Source organism: Paraburkholderia sp. D15 (assembly GCF_029910215.1).
In the GTDB taxonomy this organism is placed as follows: domain Bacteria; phylum Pseudomonadota; class Gammaproteobacteria; order Burkholderiales; family Burkholderiaceae; genus Paraburkholderia.
This window is the reverse complement of record NZ_CP110396.1, coordinates 3267260-3281333: the sequence shown is the minus strand read 5'-3', so window position 1 is coordinate 3281333 and position 14074 is coordinate 3267260. Positions and strand designations below refer to the sequence as shown.

The window sequence follows — 14074 nt, the reverse complement described above, 5'->3', positions numbered from 1 at the left end:
CTCGCCATGGCCGCCATCCAGACTAGGCGACAGCCACCGCCTCGCGCCGCACCGGTGCCGGTGCCGGCGTCGCGATCGCCGCATGGGCGGCCGCCGGCTGCGACAGATTCTTCGGATCGAACACCCGGTCATGCAGACGCGTGAACGAGCGGAAATTCCACAGACTGCGCGCGACGAACACACGCTGCACCCAGCGGTACGCGCGATCGTTCGCATCGTATTGCGGCGCGAACCGATCGCGCGAATGCAGCGTGAAGCTGTTATTGATCAGCACCAGCTTGCCCGGCGTGATCTGCACGCCGAATGACACCTCGCGGATCGCCTGGTACAGATTGTCGAGCGCCAGCTTGGCGCGCGCATTCGCGGCCAGCACCATGTCCGGATAGAACGCGACCGTCACGCGCGGCGACTCCACCGGGCCGGACAGCACCGCGCTCAGATCCGTGTTGTCGCGCGGCGTCGGCGTCGCGCCGCGCCAGCGGTACGGCACGCGAATGATGTAATGGCGGCCGTACAGATATTCGATGTCTTCATCCGACAGCAGTCCCAGCGCGCGGCGCGCATCGGCGAGACGCGTGTGCGGACCGCCTTGCGGCTCGCTGCGGATGCCGAGCAGCAGCAGCGCGAACGGCGACGTATCGCCTTCCGGCATGTGCGCCTGCGCCGCGTTCTCGATATGGAAATCCAGTTCGACCTCGGAACCGAGCCCCGTGTAGTCGTGCGCGGTCTCCTTGTGCGGCGTGAGATTGTTCACCAGCTCACGGCCTTCGTGAGCGATCGAATACGGTTCGCCCGCCAGCGCGCCCAATGCGACCAGTACGTTCTCGCTCAGCACGCCGCCCTTGAAACTACGGCCCGTTTCGGTGAATTGCGGACTGCCGCTGATATCCGCGTCGATCGGCAGGTTGTCGATTTCCAGCGAGCCGTTGGCACTGGCCGCCGGCAATTTGGTTCGTTCGATCGCGGCCAGTAAGCGCTCGGGCAAGGTCGAGTACGCGATGCGCCGTAACGCGCCGATATAGTCGGCGCCGCCGGCGGGGTCGTACGGCAGGCTGGTCAACGCGCTGCGAATCTGACTCGATTCGGCGGCAGTCAGGACGATTCGTTCATCTGCGGAGTAAGTCATGAAAATTTCCCGGAAGGGTTGTCGACGGAGAAAATGACGTTGGTTTGCACGCATCGCACAGCGAACAGTAACCCGATGCAGGGCATAGCCTAGGGCTCCGGAGAAACAATTCAAAACGATAAAAAAGCAAATCAAAACAAAATAATTGAATATACGCATGCCGTTTTTGCCGATATTCGCTGCAACGTGAAAGATGCTGAATCGAACAGCAATGCGTTTTGAATTGAAAATGAAAATGTGCTTATCAAATCACTTCTTATCATTTGTCCTGATGCAGGATCGTCGTTAGTCTCCGTCATCGAGATCGATAACGGGAGCAGGTATGACGGCTGTCGCGGAAAAACCCGCCAGCAATGGTTTCGCCGATGCGCAAACGCATAATCCGGCAAATACGGCATATAAAGCGCCGCGTATTTTCCCGACCGTCGCGGCCGCGAGTATCGGCTTTTCCATCGTTCAATTAGACGTGACCGTCGTTAATGTCGCGATTCCCGCGTTAGGTCATTCGTTCGATTCGACGGTACATGGCCTTCAATGGGTGGTCGATGCTTATACGTTGTCGTTTGCGTCGTTGCTGCTGAGCTCGGGTTCGCTGGCGGACCGGTTGGGCAGCAAGCGGCTCTTCGGCTACGGCCTCGCGCTTTTTCTGCTCGCCTCGCTCGGCTGCGCGCTCGCGCCCAACCTCGCCACGCTGATCGTCGCGCGTGTGGTGCAAGGCGCGGCGGCCGCGCTGATTCTGCCCACCTCGCTGTCGTTGATCACGCACGCCTGCGCGGGGCATGCCGCGTCGCGCGTGAAGGCGGTCAGCTGGTGGAGCGCGACCGGCGGTCTGATTAGCGCGGCGGGTCCGACGCTCGGCGGATTGCTGATCGATCACTTCGGCTGGCGCGCGATCTTCCTGATCAATCTGCCGGTGTGCGTATTGACGCTGTGGCTCACCTATCGCTTCGTGCGCGAATCGACGCGCAGCGCGAGCCGCCGGCTCGATCCGGCCGGTCAACTCGTGGCGATCGTCACGCTCGGCGTGTTGACGGCGTCGATCATCGGCAGCGGCGCGTATGGGTGGAGCGATCCGTGGGTGTGGGGCGGACTGGTGTCGGCCGCGCTGCTCGGTGTCGCGTTCGTCGCGCTGGAGCGCCGGCATCCCGCGCCGATGCTGCCGCTCGCGTTCTTCCGCATTCCCGGTTTTCCAGGCGCGGTCGTGGTCGGCGCGTTGTCCAATCTCGCGTTCTACGGGCTGATCTTTTCGCTGAGCCTGTATTTCCAGCGCAGCCAGGGTTATACGGCGACGCAGGCGGGCATGGCGCTGTTTCCGCTCACCATCATCATGCTGGCCAACATCGCCAGTGCGAAGCTGTCAGTGCGCTTCGGCTTCCGGACGACGATCGTCGTGGGGCTCTGCGCGTCGGCCATCGGCTATCTGTCGCTGGGTTTGCTGCTCGGGCGTAGCGCGTATCCCGCGCTGGTGCCGGGGCTCGCGTTGATGGCGATCGGCGGCGGCATCGCGATTCCCGCGTTGACCGCGTTTCTGCTCGGCCATGTCGAAGCGGGCCAGTCCGGCATCGCTTCGGCGATTCTGAATACGGGCCGGCAAGTGGGCGCCGCAATCGGCGTCGCGTTGCTCGGCGCGCTCGTCAGCGGCAATGCGCAGGCTATCGCCGCCGGCGCATCGCACGCGTTTCTCTTTGCCACCGGCTTGCTGGTGGTGTGCATCCTTCTCACCTTACGCCAGAAATGAACGCACCGACTCCCCTTCCGCAGTTGACGCCCGCATCGTCGAGCGACACCACGGCTCACCTCGGCACCGCTCGCGCGTTGCTGCTGGTCGGCACGCTGCGCACCGGCACCAGTCTCGCGTTCGTCGATGCGGCGCTGGCCCGCGGCTTCGACGTGACCATCGTCACCGCGCCCGACGATATACCGGCCGGCGTGTTTCCGCCGCAAGCGCGCATCGTCGCGTTGCCGCCGGATTTCGACACGGTATTGGCGTGGATCGACGCGCACTACCCGCAAGTACGACCGTTGATCGTCACGACCAACGAGAAGTACGCGCGCCTCGCGAGCCGTCTGAGCGAAGCGCTCGGCCTGCCGGGCCCGGACGCCGCGAAGGTCGCGCATTACATCGCCAAGTCGAATCAGAAGCGGCTCTTCGACGAGGCCGGCATTCGCACGCCTTCGTCGCGAATCGCCGCGCTCAGCGAGCTGCAGCAATGGCAACGGCAACGGCAGACAGGCGGCGGCGACCTGCCCTTCCCGATCGTCGTCAAACCGGTCGAAGGGCTATCAAGCTTCGGCGTCGCGCTGTGCGCCGACGCGAGCGCGTTGCAGGCGTATCTGAATGAGCATCTGAACGCCTTCGCCGGCCAACGCGGCGACGACGAAACGGTGCTGATCGAACAGTTCGTCGCGGGCCCGGAGTACTGCGTGGAGTTTTTCGACGGCGCGTATGTCGGCGCGATGCTCAAGCGCAAGGCGAAAGGCACGCGCTTCATCGAACGCGGCTATTCGTCCGATCTAGAACTCGACGACGCGTCGCTCGCCGCGCTGATCGATGCGGGCCGCCGCGCGGTTGCCGCATCGGGGCTCACGTGGGGCCCGGTGCATCTCGACTGCATCGTGCACGACGGCGAGCCGTACATCGTCGAGCTGAATGCGCGGATCGCGGGCAGCTTCATCTGCACGATCGTGAAGGACGCGTACGGCTTCGACATCGTCGGTGCGCTGCTCGACAGGCTGGAAGGCCGCACGGTGACCTTGCCCGGCACGTTCCGCCCGCATCGCTACGCGCGCGTCGATTTCCTGCTCGACGACGATCCGCCGCTCTGGGCGTTCAGCGGCAGCGGCCGCCTGCACGACGACAACCTGAGCGTGACCTACGGCGCGCAGGTGATTCCCGGCCGCGAACGTCGCGCGTTCATCTACACCCATCACCACACTCCCGCGAGGCACCCATGACGTACGCTTTCATCGATACGGTCCTGATCGTCGACGGCGCATCCACCGCCGCCTATCTGGCGCCGGCCTTCCGCGCCTATGGCATTCGCTGCGTGCACGTGATCAGCAGCCCGGATCTGCCGGAGCTTTACCGCAATCAGTTCGTCGCGACGGACTACGTGCGCACGATTCATCACGACGGCGACCTGGAACACACCCTCGCGCAACTGCGCGATCTGAGGATCGGCGCGGTGCTGCACGGGCTCGACGCGGCGCTCGAACTCGCGGACACGCTGGCCGAACGGCTGGATGTCGCGCATCGCAATCCGCTCGCGTCATCCGCGGCACGGCGCGACAAGGTGCTGATGAACGAGCGGGTCACGCGCGCGGGCTTGCGCGCGCCGTCGCAATACAGCTCGCGGTCGGCCGACGACGTGGTCGGCTGGGTCCGTGCGCTCGGGCAACTGCCGGTGGTCGTCAAACCGTCGCGCAGCGCCGGCGTGACCGGCGTGAAAATCTGCCGCAGCCTCGGCCAGGTGGAAGCGGCCGCGCGCGATGTGCTGGCCACGCAATCCATCTACGGCCAGCCGAACGAAGATGTGATCGTGCAGACCTATTCCGAAGGCCAGGAGTACATCGTCGATTCGGTGTCGGTGGACGGCCGCCACAAGGTGGTGAGCCTGTGGGAAGTGCATCGCGACCGCTCGCACGCGCCGCGGCTGGACAAGATGCTGGTGGTCGATCACACCGCGCCGCGTTTCGCGGCGCTGCTCGGCTACGCGCGGCAGGTGCTCGACGCGCTCGACGTGCGCCACGGCCCCACGCATCTGGAGATCATCGATACCGCCGCCGGACCGACGCTCGTCGAACTGAACGCGCGCCTGCACGGCAGCCTCGACCCGCGTCTGACCACGGCGGTGAACGGCGAGAATCACGTGTCCGCCACGGTCGCGACCGTGCTCAATCCCGAACGTTTCGCGGATGCGCTGAACCAGCGCCCCGTGTTCAACGGGTTCTGCGGTCATGTGCTGCTGCTGTCGTCGCGCGTGGGGCGATTGAACAAACCTTTCGCGTGGGAGGCGATCGAGGCGTTGCCGTCGTTCGTCGGTCACAAGCGATGGGTGAAGCCTGGCGATACGCTCAGCGTCACCACCGACCTGAAAACGGCCCTCGGCACCGTCGGCCTGTACAACGCGACGTTCGAGGCCCTGCTCGCGGATTGCCATCGTATCCGCGATATCGAAGCGCGTTTCTTCTCGGACGCGGAGGCGGTGATCCAGTCATGAACAATCACGCACGCAACCGTTCATTCACCGCCGCCGTCACCGGCACGCGAGCACTATCGCGCCGCGAATTCCTGCTCGGCGGCCTCGCCGCCGGCGCGCTCGCGATGACGCCGCTGCAACTCGCGGTGGCCGCCGGCGCGGACCTGTCCGGCATCACGCTGACGATCGGCTCCACCAGCAAGGTGGGCCTGCATCGCGAACTGATCGCCTCGGGCGAGGATCGCGGCGCGCCCTACCAGATCAAATGGGCGGACTTCGATTCGACGCTCGTGCTGCTCGAAGCGCTGCGCACGAGCCGCGTCGATATCGCGCAAGGGGGCGAGACCGGCGTGCTGTTCGCGCTCGGCAACGGCTCGCGCATCAGCATTCTGGCCGCGTGGCAGGAAACCCGTCAGGGCGGCAGCGCGATTCTCGTGAAGAAGGATTCGCCGGTGCGCACGGTGGCGGATCTGCGCGGCCGCAAGATCGCGCTGCCGTTCTATTCGAAGCAGCACTATCAACTGGCGCGCGCGCTCGAACAGGCGGGCATTCCGTTCGACCGCAACAACGTGCTGTCGCTGAACACCACCGATGGCCTGTCCGCGCTCGTCAACAATCAGGTGGACGCGTTCGTCGTCTGGGACCCGAACACGGCCATCGCGCAGACGCAGCACGACGCGCGCATTCTGGTCGCGTTGAAGGACGTGGTCGAGGTGCCGGGCCTGGTGTACGCGCCGACCTCGGCCGTCGAGGATCCGCTGCGCAGACTCGCGCTGGAAGACGCGACGCGCCGGATCATCCGCGCGAAACACCGCGTGTTGCAGGACCCCGCGAAATGGGCGGCCGATATCGCGGAGCTTTCGCATATCCCGCTCGCGGCCGCGCAGTTGCAGGTCAGCCGCACGTACGCACGCTATGAACCGGCCGGCTCGCCGCAGAACATCGAGAGCTGGCAGAAGGAAATCGCCTACTTCCATCAAACCGGCCAGATCCGCCAGCCGTATCAGATCGCCGATCACATCGCGCCCGGCTTCGGCGCGATCGTCGCCGATGAAAACGCGAAACTGGCGACACGCCCGAAACAGGCCTGACGCATGAGCGATACGACTCTCTCCGCCGCGCAGGACAACGACACGGCAGGCCTGCAACGCATCGTACCGATCATGCCGCGCCGTGGTTTCGCGTTTCCGCGCGGCTTGCAGAAGCTCGCGGGCCTCGCGTTCCTGATCGCACTGTGGATCGTCGCGACCTCGCGCGGCTGGATCGCGTTCGAACTGCTGCCAGCGCCGTGGGACATCTGGCACGCGTTCGTCGAGTTGATCGTCAAGGGCGAGCTGGGCAGCGCGATGGCGCTGTCGCTGCGGCGCGTGGCGATCGGCTTTGCGATCGGCTTCAGCGTTGGGGTGCTGCTGGCCGTGCCGTCCGGTTTGCTGCGCGCCGGCGAGGCATTGATCGACGCGCCGGTGCAGATGATTCGCACCATGCCGTGGGCGGGTCTCGTGCCCCTGCTGCTGATCTGGTTCGGTATCGACGAGGAACCGAAGATCGCGCTGGTCGCGCTCGCGGTGGTGTTTCCGATCTACTTCAATCTGTTCGCGGGGATTCGCAATGTCGATCAGGGACTGGTGGAGGCCGCGCAGACGCTCGGCTTCAGCCGCGCCGAACTGATCTTCCACGTGGTGCTGCCGGGTGCGCTACCCACCGCGCTCGTCGGTCTGCGCTATGCGCTCGGCTCCGCGTGGCTCGCGCTCGTGTTTGCCGAACAGGTGAACAGCCAGGGCGGCCTCGGCTACCTCGTCACGTTCGCCCGCGAGGTTTATCGCACCGACATCATCGTCGTGTGCCTCATCATCTACGCGCTGCTGGGACTCGCTGCCGACTTCAGCGTGCGCGTACTCGAAAAGGGATTACTGTCATGGCGTCCGGCCTTTCGCGCTCGTTGAACACCTCGTTGGGGTCTGCACCCGTGCAGGCGTCGGGTCATGCATCGAGTCATGCGTCGGGGGCGGCCGACCCCGCCCGGGACGCACAGGGTCCGCTCGCGGCGCGCGTGCGTGGACTCACCAAACGCTTCGGCGAACGGCGCGTGATCGACGGTCTGTCGCTCGACATCCGGCGCGGTGAATTCGTTGCGCTGGCGGGCCCGAGCGGTTGCGGCAAGAGCACGCTGCTGCGCGTGCTCGCCGGGCTCGATCGCGAGATCGACGGCGACGTGCAGGTGTCGGCGAAGCGCGGCGTCGCGTTTCAGGCGCCGCGTCTGCTGCCGTGGCGGCGGGTGTGGAAAAACATCGTCGTGGGTCTGCGCGGCGACCGTAGCCGTGCACGGGCCGAGGCGGCGCTCGCCGAAGTGGGCCTCGCGCATCGGGTGAATGCATGGCCGAAGGACCTGTCCGGCGGCGAAGCGCAGCGCGCGGCGCTAGCCCGCGTGCTGGCGCGCCAGCCCGACCTGCTGCTGCTCGACGAACCGTTCGCCGCGCTGGACGCGCTCACGCGTCTGAATGTGCAGGCGCTCGTCTCGCAACTGTGGGAGCGGCACCGTCAGGCGATCCTGCTGGTCACGCACGATATCGGCGAGGCGCTGCTGCTGGCGGATCGCGTGCTGGTCATGAAGGAAGGTAAGATCGCGTTCGAACTCGCGATCGATGCGCCGAGACCGCGCGATATCGACAACGCGTACTTCGCGCACGCGAAGCATGTGCTGCTCGCGCAGCTCGGCATTGCGGGGCACGGTGACACTGTCGTCGAGGCCGTTGTCGAGCATGAAGCGCGGGTTCGCGAGGCAGCGTGAAGAAAAGAAATCAGGCCACAATAAGCGGCTCGAACCTTGAACGGCAACATGACGTGTCCCATTCCATGACCCGGTATCCGATGAACGCAGCACGTCCGGCCCGCGTCCGCTGATGCCCGCCCCACTCACCAATCTGCTCGGCGCGCTCACGCGGCACGGTCCTAGCGTGCTCGCCGGCGGCGTCGCGCTGGGTTTGCTGCTGCCGTCGCTGGCCGAGGCCGCCCGGCCGCTGATGCCGGTGACCGTCTTCATCTTCGTGCTCGGCACGCTACTGCGCGTCGACCCTGCCACCGTCGTGAAGGTCGCGCGGCGTCCCGCCGTGTCGCTGCTGCTCCCCGTGCTGGCGATGATCGTCGTGCCGGTGCTGATCGGTTACGCCGGCTATGCGCTCGCGCTACCGGCCGGCTGGACCCTCGCGCTGGTGCTCGGCTTCAGCGCGCCGCCGTCGAGCGGCACCTCGGCCGTCGCGCGCATGCTCGGACTCGATGCCCCGGTCGCGCTGGTGGCGACGCTCGCCGCGATGGTCCTCGCGCCGCTCACCGCGCCCTTGCTGGCCGGCTGGTTCAGCCATCTCAACCGCGGCGCGCCGGTTGCGCTCGGCGCGGGCCAACTGGCATTGCGGCTCGCGTTGCTGATCGGCAGCGCGGAAGGCGTGGCGATCGTCGTGCGCAAGCTGGCCGGGCAACGGCTCGCGCGCCATGCCGGTGCGATCGACGTCACGGTGGTGATCGCGCTGCTGACCTTCGCGCTCGGCACGATGGCCGGCATGCAGCGGCTCGTGCTCGACGAACCGCGCGCCGCGTTGCTCGCCATCGGGCTCGCGTTCGCGGCCAACCTCGCGGTGCAGACGCTCGCCTTTCTGAGTTGGCCCGGCAGCGTGCGCGAACGCTTCAACGTCGCGCTGCTGATGGGCAACCGCAACGTCGGCCTGCTGTGGGCCGCGCTCGGCCTTGCCGCCACGCCGACCATGACGCTGTTCTTCTCGTGCGCGCAATTGCCGATCTACACCCTGCCCCGTCTCGTCGAATTCCTGCTGCCGCGTATCGAAGCGCTGAGCGGCAAACGGCGCGGGCGATCCTCCTCCGGAATTCAATCATGACTCGACTGCTGGCTCGCACGATTCCCCGCACGCTCACCCAACTGGTCGCACGTTTTGCGGAACAGCCGGCGACGCGCATCGAAGCGTGGCTGTTCGAGGACGAAGCGGCGCGCCGCGACGCCGAGCGAACGCTGGCGGCGGCCGGTGTGCGGGCGCGTCTGCATGCCGCGTACAAGCCGCTGCTGCATTTCTTCCTGGAAGACGTGGACGCGAGGCGCGCGAACCAGATCGAGATCCGCACGCCGGGGGGCCAAGCGCAGCGCTTCCGCCTCGAGGCCTACCCGCTCGCGAGCCTGTTCGAATCCGCGAGCGTGCGTTTCGCGGATGGCGACGACGCGAGCCACTACGTTGTCACGGTCGACGGCAAGACATCGCGCGTGTTCGCGCCGAACGATGCGACGCATTCGCCTTGCGGCTGGCTGCGAGTGTGGGATGGCGACACGCTGATCGAAGACGCGCCGCTACACACCGAGTTCGAGCAGGTGATCGAGACTGCGCAGGAAGCGATCGCGGAACACGCATGGCTCGACAGCACGCCGTATTTCGACACGCTGGAAATCGCGGTCGCGACGACCGGCATCGAACGACCGCTGGCGTATGGGCTCGAACGGGTCAGCACCTTCGAGGCGCTGCACGAGGATCTGTACTACGGCGTACTCGAATGGTTTCAGGCGCGCGCGGGTCTGCCGGCCGGCGATCGCACGCTGCAACCCGGGCAGATCGTGCCCGACATTACCGTCACCGATGGCGACACCACCGTAGTCGTCGCGTTGAAGCAGCACGCCCTCGACGAACCGCCGCCCGACCTGCGCTACACGCTCGACACGGTCACGTATCCACTCACGCCGACCGACGTTCAGGCCGAACTCGCCCGCCTGCCGGGCGCGCGTTTCGGCACGACGTCGTGGCAAGGCCGCCGCGTCGACGGCGTGTACGTGAGCGGCAGTCTGCCGGGACTCGCGATCACCGCCGGGCAGCACGCGAACGAAAGCTCGGGCATCGTCGGCGCATTGCGGGCGGCGCATGTGCTGAACGGCATCGCGCGGGCGCACTATGCGCTCGTGCCGCTGGAGAATCCCGACGGCGCGGCGCTGCATCGGCGCCTGCGCGCCACGCAGCCCACCCATATCGCGCACGCGGCGCGCTATACCGCGCTCGGCGACGATCTCGAAGCGCGCACCGCCGAGCCCTTCGGCGAGAAAGCCGCGCGGCTCGAAGCGATCGAGCGCAGCGGCGCGCGTCTGCATCTGAGCCTGCACGGCTATCCGGCGCACGAATGGACGCGTCCGCGTGCCGGTTACGTGCCGAAGGGCAACGAATTGTGGACCGTGCCGAAAGGTTTCTTCTTGATCCTGCGTCATCATCCGGAGCATGACGGCTTGCCGTTTCTGCGCGCGTTGACGGGGCGTCTCGCGGAGTCGAAGGAACTGACCGCGTTCAATGCGCGTCAGGCCGCGTCGTGGCGCGCGCACGTCGGCGATCTGCCGTTCGAGACGTTCAACGGCATTCAGTGTCTGGTCTACGAGGACACGCGCTCCAGCGTGCCGTATACGCTGATCGCCGAATTCCCCGACGAAACCATCTACGACGAAGCCTTCCAGCTCGCGCATACCACGCAGATGCGCACCGTGGTCGAAGCGGCGCGGTTGTACTGGGACGGGTTGCTCGCATGAGGTGACATGACGGTGACGTTCGAATGACGCCGGTGTCATTGCCGGACACCGGCGCTGAAACCCGCTTCATATCCACGCCGACGCATCCGTGGCAGCTGCTATAGCGGCGCTTTTTTCGCACTTCGCCGCTTCAATTGAAAAGCAGAATTCGTTGTTTGGCGTAACGAATCCTGCATGCTCTACTGCTTCCAACCCAAGGCCCTTCGTCGCATTGTTGCCCCCGCCGCGCGTTTATCGTGCGATGCGGTGCGCGGGGTCTTGTCCCGATCTCGCGGCGGCGTGCGCATTCACGTCGCCGCTTCAGGAAGCGCAACGTGTCCCAGCCGATCCTCAAGGAACTCACTCAAGCCGCGCCGTCCGCCATCGCAACCGCGCGCGACGCGTCGCCCTTCGTGCCCGTGCGTGCGCCGACCGGATTCGCGGACAGCCCGGTGTCGCTCGCGTTTCGCCAGCCGCTGCTGCTCGGCCTGTTCCTGCCGATCCAGGCGGGCGGCTGGAGCGCCTCCACCCTGCCGCGCACGACCGACTGGTCGTTCGACTACAACCTCGCGCTGGTGCAGCAGGCGGAAGCGTTCGGCTTCGACCTGGTGTTCGCGCTCTCGCAGTGGCTGCCCAAGGGCGGCTACGGCGGCGTGTTCAACGGGGAGGCGCTGGATTCGTTCATGTCGCTCGCCGCGATGACCGCGCGCACCGAACGCATCATCCTCGTGGCGACGAGTCACGTGCTGTACGGCCCGTGGCATCCGCTGCATTTCGCCAAGTTCAGCGCGACGCTCGATCACATTTCGCGGGGACGCTGGGGCATCAACGTGGTGACCGGGCATCGCGCGATCGAACACGAGATGTTCGGCTGGCAGCGGATCGAACACGATCGCCGCTACGAACTGGCCGGCGAGTTTCTCGATGCCGTGCAGCAGCTCTGGGCGCAAACGGAGAACTTCTCGTACGCACCGGCGCTGTCGAGCTGGAAACTGGACAAGGCATTCGTCACGCCGAAGCCGCAGTACGGCCGGCCGTTGCTCGTCAACGCGACCGGCTCGGACGCCGGCATCGCGTTCGCGGCGCGCCATTCGGACCTGGTCTTCATCACCAGCCCGGCCGGCTCGGAAATCGAGGCGGCGCTCGGCGCGCTGCCCGCTCACACCGCGCGCGTGAAAGCCGCGGCCGCCGCGCAAGGCAGGACCGTTCGCACGCTGCTCAACCCAATGGTGATCTGCCGCGAGACGGAAGCCGAAGCGCGCGCGTATCACGACGCGATCGTCGCGCACGGCGACGAAGGCAGCTTCCATCGTTTCGACAGCGACGCGCACGCATGGCGCGGCAACGCCGAACAACGCAGCTCGGCCGCCGCGCGCTCGGTGGGCGGCAACGTCGCGATGGTCGGCTCGCCGCAACGCATCGCGGATTACATCGTGCGGTTGCATCGCGCCGGGGTCGATGGCGTGCAGCTGAGTTTCTTCGATTTCGAACCGGACCTGGCGTTCTTTGGCGAGCGCGTGCTGCCCTTGCTGCGCGAGGCGGGTCTACGGCTTTGAAAGGCTTGTTTGCCGCGCGATTGCTTGATCTTCCCGGCACGTCATCATGGCTTCCGCCTGTCTCGAGGAAGCCCATGTCAGCTATTCCCTCACTTCTTCACTCAGACAATGTGGCGAATTCGCCACTCGGAATTCGCGCCCTCACCATCGTGCTTCGATAGGCGGTATATCGAATCTACCTCACTCTATGAACGATTCGATAAGGATCGCCAATCTATTCCCGGTTGCCGTCGTTATCGCCAGAACTTCTCCACTTCGACACCACGCTCGACGTATTTGCCGAAATCCATATCGAATATGGTTGTTTGTTCAATCAGTTTGGGTTGCTTATCGTGTCCTGCCGATTCTCACTTCTCGCACCGGCACTTCAACCCTCACATCATCAAGACTGATTCGAACAATTATGAAAAAATTGCTTTTCGCCGCCGGCGTCACTTCTCTTCTGGCGACCACCGCTCACGCACAAAGCAGCGTCACGCTGTACGGCATCGTGACCGGTAACGTCACCTACGCGAATAACGTGCAAACCGCCGCCACCTCCGCCGCGGGCCGGCCTAAAGGCGGCGCTCAGGTCGCGCAGCTCGACAGCGGTACGTCCGGCTTGTCGTCCAGCCGTTGGGGGCTGACCGGCGCCGAGGATCTCGGCGGTGGACTGAAAGCGATCTTCAAACTCGAAAGCGGCTACAGCGTGAATAGCGGCGCGCTCGGCCAGGGCGGCACGGAGTTCGGCCGCCAGGCGTGGGTCGGTTTCAGCGCAGACCGATACGGCACGTTCACGCTCGGGCGTCAGGCGGATCTCGGCGTGGAGTTCATTTCGCCGCTGCTGGCCGGCTGGTACTGGGGCAATCTCGCGATCCATCCCGCCGACTACGACAACCTGAACTTCACGCACCGCATCAACAACACGGTGAAGTATCTGTCCGACTCGTTCAGCGGCTTCCGCTTCGGCGCGTTGTACAGCTTCGGCGGCGTGGCCGGTGATGTCACGCAGAATCAGTTCTGGTCGACAGGCTTGAGCTATACCGGCGGCGCCTTCGCGATCGCGGCGTCGATCATCAACGCGCGCAATCCGAACGCGTCGCTGTACGGCACCAACGCGAACGCGAGTGCGACCGGCAACAACCTCGGCTCGGCAGGCTCGGCCACGGCGGCGGAATCCAATCCGGCGATCGCGGGCTTCGCTTCGGCGCATACGCAGCAGACCATTTCGGTTGCGAGCACGTATACGATCGGCGGCGCGATCTTCGGCGCGGCATATTCGAACACGCAGTTCCGTGGACTCGGGTCGAACGCCTCGCTGAATACGCTCAACTACAGCGGTTCGACGACGCTCAGCACGATCAGCGCGAGCCTGCGTTATCAGGCGACGCCGTTCCTGCGCTTCGGCACCTCGTTCGATTACACGCAAGGCGGCAGCGTCGGCAACAAGAGCAATGCGAAGTACGAGCAGTTCAACCTCGGCGCCGCGTATTCGCTGTCGAAGGCGACCGATCTGTATGTCACCGGCGCGTTCCAGCATGCGAGCGGCACGGACTCGCTGGGGCGTCCGGCAGTCGCCGCGATCGGCTATCTGACACCGTCGGCCACCGACAAGCAGGTGGCGGTATCGGCGGGGATCAAGCATCTGTTTTGATGTGCAGTGCGGCTGGGGTTT

The 14074-nt window shown here is 65.5% G+C and carries 11 protein-coding genes; 10 read left to right on the top strand and 1 reads right to left on the bottom strand.

What is annotated here, in order from left to right:
* Window positions 1–22: 22 nt before the first annotated feature.
* Window positions 23–1126 carry a TauD/TfdA family dioxygenase gene (locus LFL96_RS34335; RefSeq protein WP_281002338.1) on the bottom strand — a complete coding sequence of 368 codons (1104 nt, stop codon included), beginning with the start codon at window positions 1124–1126 and terminating at the stop codon, window positions 23–25.
* A 322-nt stretch (window positions 1127–1448) separates the two neighbouring features.
* Between LFL96_RS34335 and LFL96_RS34330 the strand changes: the two genes are divergently transcribed.
* From LFL96_RS34330 to LFL96_RS34285, 10 genes are all read left to right on the top strand, one after another.
* On the top strand, window positions 1449–2864 hold the full coding sequence (locus tag LFL96_RS34330) for an MFS transporter (RefSeq protein WP_281002337.1): 1416 nt from the start codon (window positions 1449–1451) through the stop codon (window positions 2862–2864).
* Window positions 2861–4081 carry an ATP-grasp domain-containing protein gene (locus tag LFL96_RS34325; RefSeq protein WP_281002336.1) on the top strand — a complete coding sequence of 407 codons (1221 nt, stop codon included), beginning with the start codon at window positions 2861–2863 and terminating at the stop codon, window positions 4079–4081. The genes LFL96_RS34330 and LFL96_RS34325 overlap by 4 nt, the downstream gene beginning before the upstream one ends.
* Window positions 4078–5346 (top strand): ATP-grasp domain-containing protein, encoded by a 1269-nt coding sequence (locus LFL96_RS34320; RefSeq protein ID WP_281002335.1) that lies wholly within the window; start codon window positions 4078–4080, stop codon window positions 5344–5346. The genes LFL96_RS34325 and LFL96_RS34320 overlap by 4 nt, the downstream gene beginning before the upstream one ends.
* A complete protein-coding gene (locus tag LFL96_RS34315; protein ID WP_281002334.1) occupies window positions 5343–6416 on the top strand; it encodes an ABC transporter substrate-binding protein in 1074 nt (357 codons plus the stop codon). The genes LFL96_RS34320 and LFL96_RS34315 overlap by 4 nt, the downstream gene beginning before the upstream one ends.
* A 3-nt stretch (window positions 6417–6419) precedes the next feature.
* Entirely contained in the window at window positions 6420–7268 is an 849-nt protein-coding gene (locus LFL96_RS34310) for an ABC transporter permease subunit (RefSeq protein WP_281002333.1), read from the top strand.
* On the top strand, window positions 7241–8113 hold the full coding sequence (locus LFL96_RS34305; protein WP_281002332.1) for an ABC transporter ATP-binding protein: 873 nt from the start codon (window positions 7241–7243) through the stop codon (window positions 8111–8113). Before LFL96_RS34310 ends, LFL96_RS34305 begins: the two co-directional genes overlap by 28 nt.
* Before the next feature lie 112 nt (window positions 8114–8225).
* Entirely contained in the window at window positions 8226–9212 is a 987-nt protein-coding gene (locus LFL96_RS34300; RefSeq protein WP_281002331.1) for a hypothetical protein, read from the top strand.
* Window positions 9209–10885, top strand: coding sequence for a hypothetical protein (locus LFL96_RS34295; protein ID WP_281002330.1), 1677 nt, complete (start codon window positions 9209–9211; stop codon window positions 10883–10885). Before LFL96_RS34300 ends, LFL96_RS34295 begins: the two co-directional genes overlap by 4 nt.
* Before the next feature lie 362 nt (window positions 10886–11247).
* Entirely contained in the window at window positions 11248–12420 is a 1173-nt protein-coding gene (locus tag LFL96_RS34290) for an LLM class flavin-dependent oxidoreductase (RefSeq protein ID WP_281003935.1), read from the top strand.
* Window positions 12421–12823: 403 nt separating this feature from the next.
* Window positions 12824–14053 carry a porin gene (locus LFL96_RS34285; protein WP_281002329.1) on the top strand — a complete coding sequence of 410 codons (1230 nt, stop codon included), beginning with the start codon at window positions 12824–12826 and terminating at the stop codon, window positions 14051–14053.
* Window positions 14054–14074 lie beyond the last annotated feature (21 nt).